Here is a 17,804-nt window from a genome sequence, read left to right as displayed (position 1 = left end):
TCTCAATCGGTTTTCAGCGTGTCGCGGCAATGATGGCCAGAAAATCGGCCGCCTTGAGGGAGGCGCCACCGATGAGCCCGCCGTCGATGTCTTTCTGAGCGAACAGAACCTGCGCATTGTCCGGCTTCACACTGCCGCCGTACAGAATCTGCACGCCACCGGCGGCCTCGCCCAAGGTCTTCAGATGGTCACGCAACACGGCGTGAACGGCCTGGGCCTGTTCCGGCGTTGCGGTGCGGCCCGTACCGATGGCCCAGACGGGTTCGTAAGCGAGGACGATGCGTGAGGTCTGCTCGCCGAGTCGCTGGGTGACGGCCCGCAACTGGCGCAGGACGACCGCATCGGTCTGCCCGGACTCACGCTCCTCCAGAGTTTCGCCGACGCAGACGATGGGCGTCATGCCCGCCTCGATCACCCGCTGCGCCTTTTCCGCCACCTGTTCGTCAGACTCGTGATGATCGGCGCGGCGTTCGGAATGTCCGACGATGACGTACCGGCAGCCGAACTCCTGCAACATGCCCACGGCGACTTCACCGGTATGGGCACCGCTCAGGTGCACCGAGCAATCCTGTGCCCCGAAGGCGATCTTGCTGCCTTGCAACAGCTGCTGCGCCTGGGCCAGATAGGGAAAGGGCACACAGACGGCCACCTCGCACCTTGCCTGCGCGGCTCCAGCCATGACCTCGGCCAGCAGCGCGGCATTGCCTGCCAGGCTGCCGTTCATTTTCCAGTTTCCGGCGACGAATTGCTGACGCATGTTCTGCTCCTGTTTGATGTCGTGATGTAGCGCGCTGCTCAGCTCCAGCGCAGTACGATTTTGCCGATGTGCTGCCCCTGCTCCATGCGCTGGTGTGCGAGCACGATGTCCTCAGCCGGGAGCACCGTGTCGAGCACAGGCCGCACCCGGCCTTGTTCGATCCAGGGCCAGACAGTCTTGCGCAAGGCCTGCGCGATGGACGACTTGAACGCCACGCTGCGCGCGCGCAGGGTCGAGCCCGTGAGCGTCTGACGCCTGCGCATCAGCAGGCCGGCGTCGATTTCACCCCGTGCCCCGCCTTGAACCGCGATGACCACCAGCCGCCCCTCTTCGGCGAGACACTGCTGCTCACGCGCCAGATACTTGCCGGCAACCATGTCCAGAATGACGTCGGCGCCGCGCTGTCCGGTGTGGGCCTGGACGGCTTCGACGAAGTCCTGCGAGGGGTAGTGGATGGCGAGCTCCGCGCCGAGTTTGACGCAGGCCGCACACTTCTCCTGCGAGCCCGCAGTGACCAGGACGTGCGCACCGCTGGCCACCGCGAGCTGAATCGCCATGGTGCCAATGCCGCTGCTGCCGCCCTGCACCAGCAAGGTTTCGTCCGCTTGCAGCCGCCCCCGCTCGAACACGTTGTGCCAGACCGTGAACGCGGTCTCGGGCAAAGCGGCCCCTTCTTCCGGGCTCAAGCCCTTGGGCAGCGGCAGACACTGGCCCACGGGCGCGACGCAGTACTCCGCATACCCCCCGCCGGACACCAGAGCGCAGACCCGATCGCCGACACGCCAATCGGAGCCCGAGACATCGCCAGACACGATCTCCCCGCAGACTTCCAGACCGGGAATATCGGAAGCGCCCTCGGGAGGTGGATACAGGCCCATGCGCTGAAGCACATCGGGCCGGTTGACGCCGAAGGCCTCGACCCGCAGCACAACCTCCCCCGACCCTGCCTGCGGTATGGGCCGCTCGCAGAGCTTGAGGACATCGGGCCCGCCGGGCCGGGTGATCTCGATGGCGCGCATGGAACCCGCTTGAATCAGACGCCCGGTTCGGTATCGGCGTCCGCCGCGACCGGCGCCGCAGCCGACACCCCTGACTCGGCGGCAGGCTCCTCACCCAGCAAGGCCTTGATCGACAGACGGAACCGGCCCTTGTCATCCGTTTCGATGACCTTGACCCGCACCTTCTGGCCCTCTTGCAGGTAATCGCTGACCTTGTTGATGCGTTCGTTGGCGATCTGCGAAATGTGCAGCAGACCGTCCTTGCCCGGGAGAACGTTCACTAGCGCGCCGAAATCGAGGATCTTGACCACGCTGCCGTCGTACACCTGACCGACTTCCACTTCGGCGGTGAGATCCTTGATGCGCTGCTTGGCGATCTCGGCCTTGGCCGCATCGGTCGAGGCGATGGTGATGGTGCCGTCTTCACCAATGTCGATCTGGGTGCCGGTTTCTTCGGTCAGGGCGCGGATGGTCGCACCGCCCTTGCCGATGACGTCACGGATGCGCTCGGGATTGATCTTCAGGGTGTAGAGGCGAGGCGCGTAAAGCGAGACCTCCTGGCGCGCACCGCTGACCTCCTGCTGCATCACGCCCAGGATGTGCATGCGCGCCTCGCGGGCCTGCGCCAGGGCCACCTGCATGATCTCGCGGGTAATGCCCTGAATCTTGATGTCCATCTGCAGCGCAGTCACGCCGGTGGCCGAGCCGGCCACCTTGAAATCCATGTCGCCGAGGTGATCTTCGTCACCCAGGATGTCGGTCAGCACGGCAAAACGGTTGCCTTCCTTGATCAGGCCCATGGCGATACCCGCCACATGCGCCTTCAGCGGCACACCGGCGTCGAGCAGCGCTAGGCAGCCGCCGCAAACCGAGGCCATTGACGACGAACCGTTGGACTCGGTCACTTCCGACACCACGCGCATGGTGTAGGCAAAATCTTCCTTGCTCGGCAACACCGCCAGCAGCGCCCGCTTGGCCAGGCGGCCGTGGCCGATTTCGCGGCGCTTGGGGCTGCCCACGCGGCCGGTTTCGCCCGTGGCGAAAGGCGGCATGTTGTAGTGCAGCAGGAAACGGTCGCGGTATTCACCGGACAAGGCATCGATGATCTGCGCGTCCTGGTCGGTGCCCAGCGTGGCCACCGCCAGCGCCTGGGTTTCGCCGCGGGTGAACAGCGCGCTGCCATGCGTGCGCGGCAGCACCGAGGTGCGGATGCTCAGGGGACGCACGGTGCGGGTGTCGCGGCCATCGATGCGCGGCTCGCCCGCGAGAATCTGGTCGCGCACGATACGCGCCTCCATATCGAACAGAATGCCGTCCACCTTCGGGCCATCGACCTCGATGCCCGCCTCGGCCAGCCCGGCATGCGCCTTGGCCGATGCTTCGCGCAGCGCCTGGGTACGAGCCTGCTTTTGGGTGATCTTGTAGGCGGCACGGATGTCTTCGCCGACCAGCGCCTGGATACGGTCGATCAGCGCCTGATCCTTTTCAGGAGCCGACCACTCCCAGGCCGGCTTGCCGCCATCGCGCACCAGATCGTGGATGGCGTTGATCGCCGTCTGGAACTGCGCATGACCGAACATCACGGCTTCCAGCATGACCTCTTCGGACAACTGATCGGCTTCGCTCTCGACCATCAGCACCGCGGCTTCGGTGCCGGCAACCACCAGCTCCAGGCGGCTGTTGGCCAGTTCGGCGCGGCTGGGGTTGAGCACATACTCGCCGTTGACATAGCCCACGCGGGCCGCGCCAACAGGGCCGTTGAACGGCAGACCCGACACCGCCAGCGCCGCGCTCGATGCGAGCAAGGCGGGAATGTCCGGCTCGACTTCCGGGTTGATGGACAGCACATGCACCACCACCTGGACTTCATTGAAGAAGCCTTCGGGGAATAGCGGACGGATGGGACGGTCGATCAGTCGCGAGGTCAGCGTCTCGTTCTCGCTGGGACGACCCTCACGCTTGAAGAACCCGCCGGGAATGCGGCCCGCGGCGTAGGTCTTCTCGATGTAATCGACGGTCAGCGGGAAAAAATCCTGCCCCGCCTTGGCCGAGCGGGCACCCACCACGGTGGCCAGCACCACGGTATCGTCCATATTGAGCAGCACCGCGCCGCTGGCCTGACGCGCGATCTCGCCCGTTTCCATCGTGACTTGATGGCGGCCCCATTGAAATGATTTGACTACCTTGTTGAACATGGCTTACTCCTTGACCTGAGCGCAGCGGCGAGCCTCTTCCGCAGGGTCGAAGACACGACTCGCGGCGCCTGTTGAAAACCTGGCGGAGTGATGCCATTCCAGCGACGCCCGGCAGACCGACACGTCGGTGGAATGACACGGGTCACACCGCCCCCTTGAACCACACGCCTCACCGCATCAACGGTGCTGCGCTCTTTCGACCGCGCCAATACAAAAAACGCCTGTGCCGACAAACTCACACAGGCGTTCTTGCAAAGCGGGCATTTACTTACGCAGACTGAGCTTGGAGATCAGGGCGCGATAGCGATCGGCGTCCTTGTCCTTCAAGTAATCCAGCAACTTCCGGCGACGGCTCACCATCTTGAGCAGGCCGCGGCGACCGTGGTGGTCCTTGGCGTGCGTCTTGAAGTGGTCCGTCAACTCGTTGATGCGCGCGGTCAGCAACGCGACCTGCACCTCGGGAGATCCGGTATCGCCCGTACTGCGGGCATTGTCGGCGACGATTTGCGCCTTGTTGATATCAGCAACAGACATGTCAGTTTCCTAAGTTGAACTCGCGAACGCGGAAGAAACCATTCCGCGCCGTGACGGTGAAAAGCCGATTATTGTAGCCTGAACCAGAACCGGGAAGAGGCTCGCGCGAATCGCACCTTGCATCGTCTCGCCGATCTGATCGAAAAAGCCTTGTGCTCGCAGACTTGAAAACCGTCACAATGGCGGCATATCCTGGCCATCGGGGACGTGATCCCCTATACGTCAAGGAGAATCATCATGGCTTATTCTGTCACCACCCCATCCAACCGTGTTTCTCTCTACAGCAGCGGGCTGGAGCCCGTTTTTGGCCGCCTGTTCGACCAGGCGTTCCGTGATTTTTTCGCCGCAGGCGACAGTCCGGAACAGTCTTTGCGGAAACTGACCATGGACGTGAGCGAGACCGACAAAGGCTATCTCGTCCACGCCGATCTGCCCGGCATCGAAAAAGACGCAGTGAAAATCCAGATCGATGGACCTCGCGTCACCATCTCGGCCGAAACGCGCAAGACCGATGAAAAATCGGAAGGCGGCAAGGTGATCTACCGCGAGCGCAGCAGCAGCCAGTTCTACCGCTCTTTCGAGCTGCCTGCCGAGATCGACGCCACCGCGGCCGAAGCGAAACTGGAGAACGGTGTGCTAACCCTGAACCTGCCGCGCAAGGCGCAAGCCACCACGCAGCAGATCACGGTGAAGTAAGCGCCAGTGGCGGACGGCAGGACTCTGCCGCCGCCCCGGGGCGACTGTGATGGGCCGGGATGCGGATTTGTTCACATCCCGGCCCATTTGTTATCCGCAAAACCAGAGCCGACAGAGCGAACGGGTTTACAGTGCGTTAACAAACATCGATCACGCACCGCCCCTCGCGCCATGCGCATTCAGCTCCTGTCCGACCTGCATCTGGAAACCGAAACTTTCGCGCCGCGACCCGCGCCGGGCGCGGATCTGCTTGTTCTCGCGGGCGACATCGACGCCCAACACACCAAGATCGACCTGTTTCGCGACTGGCCGGTTCCGGTCATCTACATCGTCGGCAATCACGAGCACGACCGCAAGGATTTCGATCAAACCATCGACGCCTTGCGGGAGAGGTGCCATCGCCTGGGGTTCACCATGCTGCATCGTGAGCAGACTCGGCTCGTTCACGAGGGAAGAAAGATCCGGGTGCTCGGCACCACGCTCTGGAACGACTTCGAACTGTTTGGCCCGGAGGGCGTCGAGCGCAGCATGCGCGCGGCTCGCTACTTCGCCGAACAGGTGCAATGCGCCACGCGCCACGGCCGCCCCATGGGCGTGGCCGAACTGCGCGAGGAGGGCGTGCTCTGCCGCGACTGGCTGCGAGACCAGTTGACCAATCCCGCGCATCGTTCAGACCAGGACGATGCGACCCTGGTCATCACCCACTTCGCCCCCAGCCTGCGCAGCAACGATGCCCGCTATCCCGTCAACGCCTCGACCGCGAGCTTCTGCAACGCCTACGACGACCTGATTCCCCATTGCACCCTCTGGATGCACGGGCACTTGCACTGCCGCCACGACTACCGCGTGGGCCAGACCCGCGTGGTATGCAATTCCCGCGGCCTGGCAAGCAAGGGCGAAGACAGTGATTTCCAGCCGCAAGGGGTTTGGGAAATCTGATCCACCCGGCTACCGTAACGGGTTGCTCTTCCTGACGGTTCAGACCGAACCGGCCTGCGTCAGATCCCATCTCGGCAAAACGTCGAACGCCCCGGCGGGGCGAGCCGCTTGCGGATTTGCCGCCAGGCGCATGGCACCGGCCAGCGCGATCATTGCGCCGTTGTCGGTGCACCATTCCAACTCGGGGAAGAACAAGGCCACGCCGCGCGCCGAAAAGACGGCGCCGAGTTTCTCGCGCAAACGCCGGTTGGCCCCGACGCCGCCCGCCACCACCACAGTGCGCCTTCCCGTCACCTGCTGCGCGCGCGCCGTCTTGTGCGCCAGCACGTCGGTGATCGCCTCCTGCGCTGCTGCGGCCAGGTCGGCCCTGGCCTGCTCGCACAGACTCGAGCCCAGTTTGCTCACCTGGGTCAGCACGGCCGTCTTCAGGCCCGCGAACGAAAAATCCAGATCGGGGCTGTGCATCTTGGGGCGCGGAAGATCGAAAGAGGCCGGCTGGCCAAAAGCGGCCAGCCGGGCAAGCTCCGGCCCGCCGGGATAGCCGAGTCCCAGCAACTTGGCAGACTTGTCGAACGCCTCGCCAGCCGCATCGTCCACCGTCTCGCCCAGCAGGGTGTACCTGCCGAAGGCCTGAACATCGAGCAGCATGGTGTGCCCGCCGGACACCAACAGCGCCAGAAACGGAAAGTCGGGCGGCTGTTTCGACAGCAGCGGCGACAACAAATGCCCCTCCAGATGATGCACGCCGATCAAGGGTATGCCCAGCGCCATGCCCAGCGCCGAGGCCACTCCGGCCCCGACCAGCAGCGCCCCGGCCAGCCCCGGCCCGCGGGTATAGGCAATCGCATCGATCTGCTTCAAGCTCACGCCCGCCTGTTTGAGCGCGAGGTCGGTCAGGGGCAGGAGTCGGCGGATGTGATCGCGCGAGGCGAGCTCGGGCACCACGCCACCATAGGCTTGGTGCATGTCGACCTGCGAATGCAGCGCGTGACCCAGCAGCCCCGCTTCGGTGTCGTACAGTGCGGCGGCGGTTTCGTCGCACGAGGTTTCCATTCCAAGAACCAGCATGACCGGCAGTCTAGCCTTCCCATCCCCTTCCCGCCCCGCGAGTTCGTCGCCGTCGCCACGCTTCGATGCCATTGTCATCGGCGCCGGGGCTGCCGGCCTGCTCTGCGCGGCGATCGCCGGTCAGCGCGGGCGGCGGGTGCTCCTGCTCGATCACTGGCCCAAGGTGGCCGAAAAAATCCGCATCTCGGGCGGAGGCCGCTGCAACTTCACCAATCTGCACACGCAGCCTGAGAACTTTCTCTCCGACAACCCTCACTTCTGCAAATCGGCCCTGTCGCGCTTCAAGCCGCAGGACATCATCGCGCTGCTGCGCAAGCACCGCATCGCCTTTCACGAAAAACACAAAGGACAGTTGTTTTGCGACGACTCGGCAGAGCAGCTCATCACCGCCCTGCTCGACGAATGCGCCGCGGGTCAGGTGACACACTGGCAACCCTGCGCCGTCGAAGCCGTCGAGGCCACTCATCCCGGCTTTCGCGTGCGAACGGCCAAGGGTTGGGTGAGTGCGCAAGCGCTGGTCGTCGCCACCGGAGGACTGTCGATCCCGCAAATCGGCGCCAGCCCGTTCGGTTACCGGCTCGCCGAACAGTTCGGCCTGCCCATCGTGCCTCCGCGTCCCGCCCTGGTACCCCTGGCGTTCGATCCGGCACAGTGGGCGCCGTTTGCCGACCTCAGCGGCGTTTCGCTCGAAGTCGATATCGAGACGGATCATGCACACCGCGTGGTGCGCTTTCGCGAAGACCTGCTGTTCACGCACCGCGGGCTCAGCGGCCCGGCGATTCTGCAAGCGTCGAGCTACTGGCAGCCGGGCCAAGCCCTGCGCATCGACCTCATGCCGGGCCTGTCCGAGATGGCATGGATCCAATCCAAACACGGCAATCGCCGCACCCTTGTGGGAGAACTCGGCCAGCACCTGCCGCAACGCCTCGCGCATGCCTTGTGCGCGCAGACCGGTGAAGCCGATCGCCGCATGGCCGATTTCAGCGACAAAGCCCTGCGCGCGCTCTTGCAGCACTGGCACGCCTGGCCGGTGCGCCCCAGCGGCACTTTGGGTTGGCGCAAGGCCGAAGTCACCGCGGGCGGCGTGGATACCCGCGCCCTCTCCTCCACCAGCATGATGGCGCTGAACGTCCCAGGCTTGCACTTCATCGGCGAAGTGGTCGACGTGACCGGCTGGCTGGGCGGATACAACTTTCAGTGGGCCTGGAGCTCTGCGGCGGCCTGTGCGCAGGCTCTATGAGCGCCCCCCGTGAAGCTCGGGGCGGCCCTGCGTTTCGCGGTGAGCGCCACCGAAGCGAAGCGGTTGTCCTGTCAGCATTTTGCAGGTATCATCTTCAGCTTTTATTTTCAACACCCGACGCGGCTGGCTTTTTCAGCCTGCCTCTTCCAGTCTGAAATACATCGATGACCACCATTCGCGTTAAAGAAAACGAGCCTTTCGACGTCGCTCTGCGCCGCTTCAAGCGCACCATTGAAAAACTCGGCCTGCTGACCGAACTGCGCGCACGCGAGTTCTATGAGAAGCCCACCGCCGAGCGCAAGCGCAAGAAGGCCGCTGCGGTCAAGCGCCATTACAAGCGCATCCGCAGCCAGATGCTGCCCGAGCGCAAATACTGAATTCGAGCGATCCGATGCGCGCCCATCCATTCGGCGCTCAGCGGAACACGCATCAAACAGCCCGCCTTCGCCGCGGGCTTTTTGCATTGGACCTGCCATGACAATCAAAGACCGTATTCAAGATGACATGAAGGCCGCCATGCGCGCCAAAGACGCGCCCCTGCTCGGCACCATCCGCCTGCTGATGGCGGCGATGAAGCAAAAAGAGGTGGACGAGCGCATCGACCTCGACGATGCGGCCATCGTGGCGATCATCGACAAGATGATCAAGCAGCGGCGCGACGCCATCGCCCAGTTCACCACGGCCGGTCGGCAGGATCTGGTGGACAAGGAGACCGCCGAGATCGGCGTGCTCGAGCGCTACCTGCCGCAGCGTCTGGATGCCGATGCGATCGATGCCGAAATTCGCACCTTGATGGCCCAGACCGGCGCGAAAGGCCCTCAGGATTTGGGCAAACTCATGGGGCCGCTCAAGGCGCAGCTCGCAGGCCGTGCCGACATGGCGCTTGCAGCAGCACGCGCCAAAGCCCTGCTCAGCGGTACTTGAGCGCGCGTGAGGCGCCGTGAACCCATCTTCCGACGTCATGCCCCGACCCTTGTTGGTGTTCTCCCACGCCAACGGCTTTGCAGCCCCGGTCTATCGCAAACTGTTCCAGGCGCTGGACCCTGCCTTTCGGGTTCGGGCCGTACCGCTCTACGGACACGACCCCCGCTATCCCGTGCGCGACGGCTGGAAGGCGCTGGCGCAACAGCTCGCCGATTACCTCAGGAACGACTGCCACGGCGAGCCCGCCGTGCTGGTGGGGCACTCGCTCGGCGGCTACCTCAGCCTCATGGCGGCGCTAGCGCACCCCGAACTGGCCCGGCAGGTCATTCTGCTCGACTCTCCCGTGGTGGCCGGTTGGCGTGCGCGGCTGCTGTGGCTGTCCAAACGCACGGGGCTGGGCGAGCGTTTCTCGCCCGCTGCGGCAGCCAAGCGGCGGCGCACGCAGTGGCCCGATCTAGAGGCCGTGCGCGCGCATTTCGCCTCGAAGGCGGCCTTTCGGCAGTGGGACCCCGACATGCTCGACGACTACTCGGCTTTTGGCACCACGGCGGCTGCGCAAGGCCGGTCGCTGGCCTTCCGGCGCGATATCGAATACCGCATCTACAAGACCCTGCCTCACCAGCTTGGCGCCCTTGCACGCCGACCATTTCCGGTGCCGGTGAGCTTCATCGGCGGGCGCTCGTCACGCGAAATCCGCATGGCCGGTCTGGGGGCGACCTTGCGACTGGCACGCCATCGCGTGCACTGGATCGACGGCTCGCATCTGTTCCCGTTCGAGTCGCCACTTGAAACCGCCCGGCTCATCGAGCGAGCCTACGAAGAAGTGGCCGCAGGGCCGTGTCATCCAAGTCTCAAAACCTGCTCCCTATAATGCGCTTTTACCGGCATTCGTCGCGGCTATGACCAAATATGTGTTCGTCACCGGCGGAGTGGTGTCCAGCCTAGGCAAAGGCATCTCATCCGCATCTCTGGCTGCGATTCTCGAATCGCGCGGCCTCAAAGTCACCCTCATCAAGCTCGATCCCTACATCAACGTCGATCCGGGGACCATGAGCCCATTCCAGCACGGCGAGGTGTTCGTCACCGAAGACGGCGCGGAAACCGATCTCGACCTGGGCCACTACGAGCGTTTCATCACCACCCGCATGCGTCGGGTGAACAACTTCACCACCGGCCAGATCTACGACAGCGTGCTGCGCAAGGAGCGCCGCGGCGAATATCTGGGCAAGACGGTGCAGGTGATTCCTCACATCACCAACGAAATCCAGGATTTCATCCGTCGCGGCGCGGGCGAAGGCACCGCCGACGCGGTGGATGTCGCCATGGTCGAGATCGGCGGCACGGTGGGCGACATTGAATCGCTGCCTTTCCTCGAAGCCGCGCGGCAGATGAGCCTGCGCATGAAACGGGGCGACTGCGCCTTCGTTCATCTCACCCTGGTGCCCTACATTCCGGCGGCCGGTGAACTCAAGACCAAGCCCACCCAGCACAGCGTGCAGAAGCTGCGCGAGATCGGCATCTCGCCCGACGCCCTGCTCTGCCGTGCCGACCGCCCGATTCCGGATGACGAACGCGCCAAGATCTCCATGTTCTCGAACGTGCGCGAAGACGCGGTGATCTCGGTGTGGGACGTGGACACCATCTACAAGATTCCGCAGATGCTGCACCAGCAGCATCTCGACGACATTCTCTGCGACAAGCTCGGCATCACCGCGCCGCCCGCCAACCTCAAGGTCTGGGACGATCTGGTGCAGGCGCTCGAACATCCCACGCACACCGTGCGCATCGCCATGGTGGGCAAGTATGTCGATCTGTCGGACTCGTACAAATCGCTCAACGAAGCTCTGCGACACGCCGGCATCAAGACCGGTTCGCGCGTCGAGATCACCTACCTCGATTCCGAAACCCTGGAACCCGCCAACATCGCCCAGCTCGAGGCTTATGACGCCGTGCTGGTGCCGGGCGGATTCGGCAAGCGCGGCATCGAGGGCAAGATTCTCGCCGCCCAGTACGCTCGCGAACACCGCATTCCCTACCTCGGCATCTGCCTCGGCATGCAGGTGGCCACCATCGAGTTCGCCCGTCATGTGGCCGGGCTGCCGCAGGCCAACAGCACCGAGTTCGATCCCGACACACCGCAGCCCGTCATCGCGCTGATCGACGAATGGCTCGACCGCGACGGCAGCGTGCAGAAGCGCCACGCCGGGTCCGACCTCGGCGGCACCATGCGCCTGGGCGCCCAAAGCTCCGATGTGAAGCCCGGCACCATCGCGCACAGCATCTACGGCAATGTGGTCACCGAACGCCATCGCCACCGCTACGAGGCCAATGAGCACTATCTGGCTGCGCTGCAAAAGGCCGGGCTGGTCATCTCGGCCATCACCCAGCGCGAGCACCTCACCGAAATGGTCGAACTGCCCCAGGCGGTGCACCCGTGGTTCGTCGGCGTGCAGTTTCACCCGGAGTTCAAATCCACCCCCTGGGGCGGCCACCCGCTGTTCACCGCCTTCGTTCAGGCCGCGCTGCAGCGCCACGCGGCCCGGGCCTGAACCGACCTCACGCCATGTCCAACACTCAGAAGCTCTGCGGATTTCCGGTCGGTCTCGACCAGCCTTTTTTCCTCATCAGCGGCCCCTGCGTGGTCGAGTCCGAGCAGTTGCAGATGGACGTGGCAGGGCAACTGCGCGACATCTGCCGCTCGCTCGACATTCCGCTGATTTTCAAATCCAGCTACGACAAGGCCAACCGCTCCAGTGGCACCTCCTTTCGCGGGCCAGGCATGGAGCAAGGGCTGGAGATCCTGGCCAAGGTTCGGCGCGACATCGGCGTGCCGGTGATCACCGATGTGCATACCGCCGAGGAAGCGCCGCGTGTGGCCGAAGTGGTTGACGTGCTGCAGACCCCGGCCTTTCTCTGCCGCCAGACCGATTTCATCCATGCGGTCAGCAGCTTGGGCAAGCCGGTGAACATCAAGAAGGGGCAGTTTCTCGCGCCGGGTGACATGAAAAACGTCATCGCCAAGGCGCGCGCCGCCGCAGCGCAGGCAGGGCATCCCGACACCCTGTTCATGGCGTGCGAACGCGGTGTGAGCTTTGGCTACAACAATCTGGTCTCCGACATGCGTGCGCTAGCCATCATGCGCGAAACCGGCAGCCCGGTGGTGTTCGATGCCACCCATTCGGTGCAGTTGCCCGGTGGGCAGGGCACGAGTTCAGGCGGGCAACGGGAGTTCGTGCCCGTGCTGGCCCGCGCCGCGGTGGCCGCTGGCGTCAGTGGGGTGTTCATGGAAACCCACCCCGACCCGGCCAAGGCTCTGAGCGACGGGCCCAACGCCGTGCCGCTGCACCACATGCGCGCCCTGCTCGAAAGCCTCAAAGAGATCGACGCCGCCGTCAAGCGCCGCGGCTTTCTCGAAACCCACTTCAACTGAAGAACACTTCGCCATGAGCGCCTACATCATCGCCGACGTCGACGTGACCGACCCGCTGCAGTACGAGCAGTACAAGGTGCTGTCGTCCAGGGCCATCGCTGCGCATGGCGCGGAAATCTGTATCCGTGGCGGCGCGGTCGAGGTGCTCGAAGGCGGCTGGTCGCCCAGCCGCATCGTGCTGCTGAAGTTTCCCGACATGGCTGCTGCGCGCGCCTTCTACGACAGTGCCGAATACCACTTGGCAAAGCAGGCGCGTGCGGGAGCGGCCACCATGCGCATGATTGCCGTCGAGGGTCTGTAGGCCACGGCCACGCGCTTCCCGTTGCGAATGCCTTTTATCTTCCCTTTTCACATTTCCCCGAACAGGAGTTTTCATGAGTGCCATCGTTGACCTCACCGCACGCGAGATTCTCGACAGCCGCGGCAACCCCACCGTCGAATGCGACGTGGTGCTGGAGACCGGGTTCATCGGCCGCGCCGCGGTGCCGTCCGGGGCTTCCACCGGCACGCGTGAAGCCATGGAGCTGCGCGACGGCGACAAGTCGCGCTATGGCGGCAAAGGCGTGCTGCGTGCGGTCGAGCACATCAACACCGAAATCACCGAAGCGGTGATGGGCCTGGACGCCACCGAGCAGACCTTCCTCGACCAGACCCTGATCGACCTCGACGGCACGCACAACAAGTCGCGCCTGGGCGCCAACGCCATCCTCGCCGTCAGCATGGCGGTGGCCAAGGCCGCGGCCGAAGAGGCCGGCATGCCGATCTACCAGTACCTGGGCGGTTTTGCCGCGCGCGAGCTGCCGGTGCCGATGATGAACGTGATCAACGGCGGGGCCCACGCCAACAACAGCCTGGACATGCAGGAATTCATGATCATGCCCGTGGGCGCGCCCAGCTTCCACGAAGCCCTGCGCTATGGTGCCGAGGTGTTCCACGCGCTCAAGGGCATTCTGAACGATCGCGGCATGCCCACGACCGTGGGCGACGAAGGTGGCTTCGCCCCCAACGTGGCCAACCACGAAGCGGCGCTGCAACTCATCGTCGAGGCCATCGAAAAGGCGGGCTATCGTCCCGGCGAACAGATCGCCATTGCCCTCGACCCGGCTTCGAGCGAGTTCTACAAGGACGGCAGGTACCACCTCGAAGGCGAAGGCCTGGTGCTCTCCACCGAGGAGATGGTCGATTTCTACGACAACTGGCTGGGCAAGTATCCCATCGTGTCGATCGAAGACGGTCTGGCCGAGCAGGACTGGGACGGCTGGAAACTGCTCAATGAGCGCCTGGGCAAGAAGGTGCAGCTGGTGGGCGACGACATTTTCGTCACCAACACCTCCATTCTGAAAAACGGCATTTCCGACAAGCTGGCCAACTCCATCCTCATCAAGGTGAACCAGATCGGCACCCTGACCGAGACCTTTGCCGCCATCGAGATGGCCAAGCGCGCGGGCTGGACTGCGGTCGTGTCGCATCGCTCGGGAGAAACCGAAGACAGCATCATCGCCGACATCGCCGTGGCCACCAACGCCGGGCAGATCAAGACCGGCTCGCTGTCGCGCAGCGATCGCATCGCCAAGTACAACCAGTTGCTGCGCATCGAGGAAAACCTGGGCGAGACCGCCCGCTTCCTCGGCCGTGACGTGTTCTACAACCTGCGCTGACCACGCCACGTGAGGCCGATCGCACCATGCGCTGGGTCACCATCCTGCTCGTCAGCCTGCTGGTGCTGTTGCAGTGGCCGCTGTGGTTCGGCGAGCGGGGCTGGTTTGCGGTGCAGCGCCTGGAAAACCAGCTCAGCCAGCAAAATCAGGCCAACGCGCTGGCGCAGCAGAGCAACGACCGCCTAGCCGCCGAGGTGCATGATCTGAAGGAGGGCCTGGGCGGCGTGCAGGATCAGGCCCGGCGCGAGATGGGCATGGTCAAGCCCGATGAAATCTTCGTGCAGATCGTGCCGCCCAAGGGGGCCGCACCCGCCATGCCCAGCACGGCGGCGGCATCATCGCCGACTGGAACGTCGGCGTCGGCCCATCAATGACGGTTTGAGGTCACCGGCGGCTGCGCGAGGGTGTTGACGAACACCTGCGCTGCGTCGATGGCATCGAAGGCGTAGCCCTGACCGCAGAACTCGCAGCGCACGTCCACCTCGCCCTGTTCTGCCAAAATCGCTTCAACCTCTTCTCGGCCCAGCATCCGCAGCATGCCGGCCACCCGGTCGCGCGAGCAGGTGCAATGAAAGCGCGGGGTCTGCGGTTCGAAAACCCGGGCGTTCTCTTCCCAGAACAGGCGTCTGAGAATCTCCTCGGGCGCAAGCTGCAGCAACTCATCGTCAGACAGGGTGGCGGCCAAATGGCGGGCCCGGCCGAAGTTCTCATCGGCCTGCTCGGCGTCGTCGGGGCTCTGCGACGTGCCGGGCATGCGCTGCAGCAGCAGGCCGCACACGGCCTGGTCGTTGCTGGCCAGCAGGAGCAGTGAATCGATCTGTTCCGACTGCGCCAGATATTGCTCGAGCATGGCCGCCAGCGAAGGCAAGGTCTGCCCCTTCGCGTCGGTCAGCGCCACGATGCCTTGATACGGCTGCAAACCCGACTCGGGGTTGCGCGGATCCAGGGTGATGGCGCACCGCCCCTTCCCATGCGCGTTGACCCATGCGGCGAGGTCTTTCGGCAACGGTGCATCGTCCTGGCCCTCGTCGGCCATCTTGGCCGTCGCCCGCAGGCCGAAATCAGGCTGGCACTCGGCGACCGCGAGCTTCAGCGGGCCGTCGCCCTGAATCTGCAGAATCAACGCGCCGTCGAACTTCAGGCTCCCCGAGAGCAAGGCGCTGGCCGCTGCCATCTGCCCGACCAGCGCAGCGATGGGTTTGGGGTAGGTGCGGCGCTTCTGCAGTTCGGCCCAGGTGGCCTCGAGGCGAACGAGAACGCCGCGAACATGGCCAGTGCCCAGCATGAATTTGACGAGTTGATCGTTCATGGATGAATCGGTTGAAGTTCCTGAGCGAAGCGCCGGGCGCGTTCGACATAGTGCTGGGCGTTGGCTTGCATGGCTGCAATGGCCTCCGGGCTGAGTTCGCGCGCCACGCGCGCGGGCGTGCCCAGAATCAGCACACCGTCGGGAAACACCTTGCCTTCGGTCACCAGCGCGCCCGCGCCCACCAGACAATTGCGGCCGATCTCGGCACCATTCAAGACCACTGCGCCGATGCCGATGAGGCTGCTCTCGCCCACAGTGCATCCATGCAGCATGGCTTGATGCCCGATGGTCACGCGCGCGCCCACGGTCAGCGGAAAACCCGGATCGGTATGCAGTACCGCGCCGTCCTGCACATTGGCCTCCTCGCCGATGTCGATGAACTCGTTGTCACCGCGCAGCACCGCCGAAAACCAGACACTGGCTCGGGCATGCAGGCGCACCTTGCCCATGACATGAGCCCCTGGCGCCACATAGGCATCGGCCGCGATTTCGGGCCGCCAGGCACCGTATTGGTAAATTGACATGATGAAACACTCCAGACATGGTTCATGAACTGGCAAATTGCCCGACTGGCGCCGGGTGAGGATTTTCCGCCCGCATCGCAGGCTCTACCCGCATTGTCGCCTTTCCCCGGCCTGCTTGCCGTTGGCGGCCGGCTCGATGCCGACACGCTGGAGCGCGCCTATCGCCGGGGGATCTTCCCGTGGTTCAGCCCGGGTGAGCCCGTGCTGTGGTGGAGCACCGATCCGCGCATGGTGCTGCAGCCCGAACGACTGCACGTCACCCGCTCGCTCAAGCAATCAGCGCGGCGATTCGCCCGTGCGCAGGACTGGCATGTTCGGATCGACTCCGCGTTCGAGCTCGTCATGCAGCAGTGCGGCGCCGTGCGCGCCGCCGAGGGCACCTGGATCACCCCCGACATGCTGCAGGCCTACGGCGCACTGCATGCTCGCGGTCTGGCGCACAGCTTCGAACTGTGGGAAAACGATAAGCTGCGCGCCGGGCTCTATGGCGTTTGCATCGGCCGCATGTTTTACGGCGAGTCGATGTTCACCCAGGTTTCCGATGGCTCGAAAACACTGCTGATGGCGCTTTGCGGTTTCTGCCTGCGCCAGGGCATCGAGCTGATCGACTGTCAGCAGCAGACCGAGTATCTGGCGCAAATGGGTGCAGCGCCGATTGCGCGCGACGAATTTTTGGACCATGTCGCCAAGTCCACCCGCCTGCCGCCGGTACCGAGCTGGCAGTATGATGATTTGACCTTTCTCACCGACTGCGCACGCTGGCTGTGACCTACCCCAAAGAGCTTCCGCTCACGACCCTGCAGTTCTACGCCACGGCGAGCTATCCATGCAGCTATCTGCCGGGTCGCATGGCGCGTTCGCAGGTCGCCACGCCCAGTCACCTCATCAATGCCGATGTCTATTCCGACCTGGTGCGTGCCGGGTTTCGACGCAGCGGCCTGTTCACCTATCGGCCGCAGTGCGAGGACTGCCAGGCCTGCCTACCCATTCGCATCCTCGCCTCGCGGTTCTCGCCCAACCGCACCCAGCAGCGCGTGTGGAAGCGGCATGGCGACCTGACGGTACGCGTGCTCAAGCTCGGCTTCATTCCCGAGCACTACCAGCTTTATCTGCGCTACCAGGCCGCCCGCCACTCGGGCGGCGGCATGGATCACGACAGCATCGATCAATACGCCCAGTTCCTGCTGCAAAGCCGGGTGAACACCCGCTTGGTGGAGTTCCGCGCCCCCGCGCCGGACGGCGAGACGCTCGGTGCGCTCAAGATGGTTTCCGTGGTCGATGTGCTCTCGGACGGTCTGTCGGCGGTCTATACCTTTTTCGAGACCGCAGACGAGCACAGCAGCTACGGCACCTACAACATCCTCTGGCAGATCGAACAGGCGCGGGCCATGCAGTTGCCCCACGTCTACCTCGGCTACTGGATCGCCCACAGCCGCAAAATGGCGTACAAGTCGAACTTCACGCCGTTTGAAATTCACAAGGAAGGTCGCTGGTTCGATCCGCTCGAAAACAGTGCCTGATGCACCCGGCGA

At 64.2% G+C, this 17,804-nt stretch carries 20 protein-coding genes; 13 read left to right on the top strand and 7 right to left on the bottom strand.

Annotation, left to right across the window (positions count from 1 at the left end; genetic code table 11):
• Positions 1–13: 13 nt before the first annotated feature.
• The 4 genes from tpiA to rpsO form a co-directional block, all read right to left on the bottom strand.
• Positions 14–757 carry a triose-phosphate isomerase gene (gene tpiA, locus ASC45_RS09715; protein WP_055450837.1) on the bottom strand — a complete coding sequence of 248 codons (744 nt, stop codon included), beginning with the start codon at positions 755–757 and terminating at the stop codon, positions 14–16.
• A gap of 38 nt (positions 758–795) precedes the next feature.
• A complete protein-coding gene (locus ASC45_RS09710; RefSeq protein ID WP_055450836.1) occupies positions 796–1,776 on the bottom strand; it encodes an NAD(P)H-quinone oxidoreductase in 981 nt (326 codons plus the stop codon).
• Between the two features lie 14 nt (positions 1,777–1,790).
• Positions 1,791–3,950 (bottom strand): polyribonucleotide nucleotidyltransferase, encoded by a 2,160-nt coding sequence (pnp, locus tag ASC45_RS09705; protein ID WP_055450835.1) that lies wholly within the window; start codon positions 3,948–3,950, stop codon positions 1,791–1,793.
• Positions 3,951–4,214: 264 nt separating this feature from the next.
• Positions 4,215–4,484: a 30S ribosomal protein S15 gene (rpsO, locus tag ASC45_RS09700; RefSeq protein ID WP_055450834.1), complete on the bottom strand. Its 270-nt coding sequence runs from the start codon at positions 4,482–4,484 to the stop codon at positions 4,215–4,217.
• A gap of 237 nt (positions 4,485–4,721) precedes the next feature.
• On the opposite strand from rpsO, the gene ASC45_RS09695 reads away from it, so the two are divergent.
• Together ASC45_RS09695 and ASC45_RS09690 are read left to right on the top strand one after the other, a co-directional pair.
• Positions 4,722–5,180, top strand: coding sequence for an Hsp20/alpha crystallin family protein (locus ASC45_RS09695; protein ID WP_055450833.1), 459 nt, complete (start codon positions 4,722–4,724; stop codon positions 5,178–5,180).
• Positions 5,181–5,351: 171 nt separating this feature from the next.
• On the top strand, positions 5,352–6,119 hold the full coding sequence (locus ASC45_RS09690; protein WP_055450832.1) for a metallophosphoesterase: 768 nt from the start codon (positions 5,352–5,354) through the stop codon (positions 6,117–6,119).
• Between the two features lie 39 nt (positions 6,120–6,158).
• Here ASC45_RS09690 and tsaD read toward each other — a convergent pair whose 3' ends face one another.
• Complete coding sequence (gene tsaD, locus ASC45_RS09685; RefSeq protein WP_055450831.1) at positions 6,159–7,187, bottom strand: tRNA (adenosine(37)-N6)-threonylcarbamoyltransferase complex transferase subunit TsaD; 1,029 nt, start codon at positions 7,185–7,187, stop codon at positions 6,159–6,161.
• Between tsaD and ASC45_RS09680 the strand changes: the two genes are divergently transcribed.
• The 9 genes from ASC45_RS09680 to ftsB all read left to right on the top strand — a co-directional run bounded on the left by ASC45_RS09680 (position 7,186) and on the right by ftsB (position 14,813).
• Positions 7,186–8,427 carry a BaiN/RdsA family NAD(P)/FAD-dependent oxidoreductase gene (locus ASC45_RS09680; protein ID WP_055450830.1) on the top strand — a complete coding sequence of 414 codons (1,242 nt, stop codon included), beginning with the start codon at positions 7,186–7,188 and terminating at the stop codon, positions 8,425–8,427. The two genes, tsaD and ASC45_RS09680, sit on opposite strands and share 2 nt — an antisense overlap.
• 164 nt (positions 8,428–8,591) lie before the next feature.
• Entirely contained in the window at positions 8,592–8,804 is a 213-nt protein-coding gene (gene rpsU, locus ASC45_RS09675) for a 30S ribosomal protein S21 (protein WP_055450829.1), read from the top strand.
• A 97-nt stretch (positions 8,805–8,901) separates the two neighbouring features.
• Positions 8,902–9,351: a GatB/YqeY domain-containing protein gene (locus tag ASC45_RS09670; protein WP_055450828.1), complete on the top strand. Its 450-nt coding sequence runs from the start codon at positions 8,902–8,904 to the stop codon at positions 9,349–9,351.
• A 37-nt stretch (positions 9,352–9,388) separates the two neighbouring features.
• The gene (locus ASC45_RS09665) at positions 9,389–10,222 is read left to right on the top strand and encodes an alpha/beta fold hydrolase (RefSeq protein ID WP_055450827.1); all 834 of its coding nucleotides are present in this window, start codon (positions 9,389–9,391) and stop codon (positions 10,220–10,222) included.
• Positions 10,223–10,250: 28 nt separating this feature from the next.
• On the top strand, positions 10,251–11,900 hold the full coding sequence (locus ASC45_RS09660) for a CTP synthase (protein WP_055450826.1): 1,650 nt from the start codon (positions 10,251–10,253) through the stop codon (positions 11,898–11,900).
• A gap of 14 nt (positions 11,901–11,914) precedes the next feature.
• On the top strand, positions 11,915–12,781 hold the full coding sequence (kdsA, locus tag ASC45_RS09655; protein ID WP_055450825.1) for a 3-deoxy-8-phosphooctulonate synthase: 867 nt from the start codon (positions 11,915–11,917) through the stop codon (positions 12,779–12,781).
• Between the two features lie 13 nt (positions 12,782–12,794).
• A complete protein-coding gene (locus ASC45_RS09650; RefSeq protein ID WP_055450824.1) occupies positions 12,795–13,082 on the top strand; it encodes a DUF1330 domain-containing protein in 288 nt (95 codons plus the stop codon).
• A 73-nt stretch (positions 13,083–13,155) separates the two neighbouring features.
• Positions 13,156–14,439: a phosphopyruvate hydratase gene (gene eno / locus ASC45_RS09645; RefSeq protein ID WP_055450823.1), complete on the top strand. Its 1,284-nt coding sequence runs from the start codon at positions 13,156–13,158 to the stop codon at positions 14,437–14,439.
• 26 nt (positions 14,440–14,465) lie between these two features.
• On the top strand, positions 14,466–14,813 hold the full coding sequence (gene ftsB, locus ASC45_RS09640) for a cell division protein FtsB (RefSeq protein ID WP_055450822.1): 348 nt from the start codon (positions 14,466–14,468) through the stop codon (positions 14,811–14,813).
• Here ftsB and hslO read toward each other — a convergent pair.
• Together hslO and ASC45_RS09630 are read right to left on the bottom strand one after the other, a co-directional pair.
• The gene (gene hslO / locus ASC45_RS09635) at positions 14,807–15,748 is read right to left on the bottom strand and encodes an Hsp33 family molecular chaperone HslO (RefSeq protein WP_055450821.1); all 942 of its coding nucleotides are present in this window, start codon (positions 15,746–15,748) and stop codon (positions 14,807–14,809) included. The genes ftsB and hslO overlap by 7 nt on opposite strands.
• Positions 15,745–16,272, bottom strand: a complete 528-nt coding sequence (locus tag ASC45_RS09630) for a gamma carbonic anhydrase family protein (protein ID WP_055450820.1) — start codon at positions 16,270–16,272, stop codon at positions 15,745–15,747. The genes hslO and ASC45_RS09630 overlap by 4 nt, the downstream gene beginning before the upstream one ends.
• 24 nt (positions 16,273–16,296) lie before the next feature.
• Between ASC45_RS09630 and aat the strand changes: the two genes are divergently transcribed.
• Together aat and ASC45_RS09620 are read left to right on the top strand one after the other, a co-directional pair.
• Positions 16,297–17,040: a leucyl/phenylalanyl-tRNA--protein transferase gene (gene aat, locus ASC45_RS09625; RefSeq protein WP_055450819.1), complete on the top strand. Its 744-nt coding sequence runs from the start codon at positions 16,297–16,299 to the stop codon at positions 17,038–17,040.
• A complete protein-coding gene (locus tag ASC45_RS09620) occupies positions 17,037–17,792 on the top strand; it encodes an arginyltransferase (protein ID WP_055450818.1) in 756 nt (251 codons plus the stop codon). Before aat ends, ASC45_RS09620 begins: the two co-directional genes overlap by 4 nt.
• The last annotated feature ends 12 nt before the right edge of the window (positions 17,793–17,804 follow it).

The sequence above is a fragment of the Thiomonas bhubaneswarensis genome (assembly GCF_001418255.1).
In the GTDB taxonomy this organism is placed as follows: domain Bacteria; phylum Pseudomonadota; class Gammaproteobacteria; order Burkholderiales; family Burkholderiaceae_C; genus Thiomonas; species Thiomonas bhubaneswarensis.
Note: the sequence above shows the minus strand (reverse complement) of the source record. Positions and strands in the feature narration are given on the sequence as shown.

Excerpts from the sequence above, each read along its gene's own strand:
- rpsO (WP_055450834.1), bottom strand. The coding sequence starts at position 4,484 with ATGTCTGTTGCTGATATCAACAAGGCGCAAATCGTCGCCGACAATGCC.
- ASC45_RS09710 (WP_055450836.1), bottom strand. The coding sequence starts at position 1,776 with ATGCGCGCCATCGAGATCACCCGGCCCGGCGGGCCCGATGTCCTCAAG.
- ASC45_RS09695 (WP_055450833.1), top strand. The coding sequence starts at position 4,722 with ATGGCTTATTCTGTCACCACCCCATCCAACCGTGTTTCTCTCTACAGC.
- aat (WP_055450819.1), top strand. The coding sequence starts at position 16,297 with ATGAACTGGCAAATTGCCCGACTGGCGCCGGGTGAGGATTTTCCGCCC.
- ASC45_RS09670 (WP_055450828.1), top strand. The coding sequence starts at position 8,902 with ATGACAATCAAAGACCGTATTCAAGATGACATGAAGGCCGCCATGCGC.
- tpiA (WP_055450837.1), bottom strand. The coding sequence starts at position 757 with ATGCGTCAGCAATTCGTCGCCGGAAACTGGAAAATGAACGGCAGCCTG.
- rpsU (WP_055450829.1), top strand. The coding sequence starts at position 8,592 with ATGACCACCATTCGCGTTAAAGAAAACGAGCCTTTCGACGTCGCTCTG.
- ASC45_RS09630 (WP_055450820.1), bottom strand. The coding sequence starts at position 16,272 with ATGTCAATTTACCAATACGGTGCCTGGCGGCCCGAAATCGCGGCCGAT.
- ASC45_RS09665 (WP_055450827.1), top strand. The coding sequence starts at position 9,389 with ATGCCCCGACCCTTGTTGGTGTTCTCCCACGCCAACGGCTTTGCAGCC.
- pnp (WP_055450835.1), bottom strand. The coding sequence starts at position 3,950 with ATGTTCAACAAGGTAGTCAAATCATTTCAATGGGGCCGCCATCAAGTC.
- eno (WP_055450823.1), top strand. The coding sequence starts at position 13,156 with ATGAGTGCCATCGTTGACCTCACCGCACGCGAGATTCTCGACAGCCGC.
- kdsA (WP_055450825.1), top strand. The coding sequence starts at position 11,915 with ATGTCCAACACTCAGAAGCTCTGCGGATTTCCGGTCGGTCTCGACCAG.
- ASC45_RS09650 (WP_055450824.1), top strand. The coding sequence starts at position 12,795 with ATGAGCGCCTACATCATCGCCGACGTCGACGTGACCGACCCGCTGCAG.
- hslO (WP_055450821.1), bottom strand. The coding sequence starts at position 15,748 with ATGAACGATCAACTCGTCAAATTCATGCTGGGCACTGGCCATGTTCGC.
- ftsB (WP_055450822.1), top strand. The coding sequence starts at position 14,466 with ATGCGCTGGGTCACCATCCTGCTCGTCAGCCTGCTGGTGCTGTTGCAG.
- ASC45_RS09690 (WP_055450832.1), top strand. The coding sequence starts at position 5,352 with ATGCGCATTCAGCTCCTGTCCGACCTGCATCTGGAAACCGAAACTTTC.
- ASC45_RS09660 (WP_055450826.1), top strand. The coding sequence starts at position 10,251 with ATGACCAAATATGTGTTCGTCACCGGCGGAGTGGTGTCCAGCCTAGGC.
- ASC45_RS09680 (WP_055450830.1), top strand. The coding sequence starts at position 7,186 with ATGACCGGCAGTCTAGCCTTCCCATCCCCTTCCCGCCCCGCGAGTTCG.
- tsaD (WP_055450831.1), bottom strand. The coding sequence starts at position 7,187 with ATGCTGGTTCTTGGAATGGAAACCTCGTGCGACGAAACCGCCGCCGCA.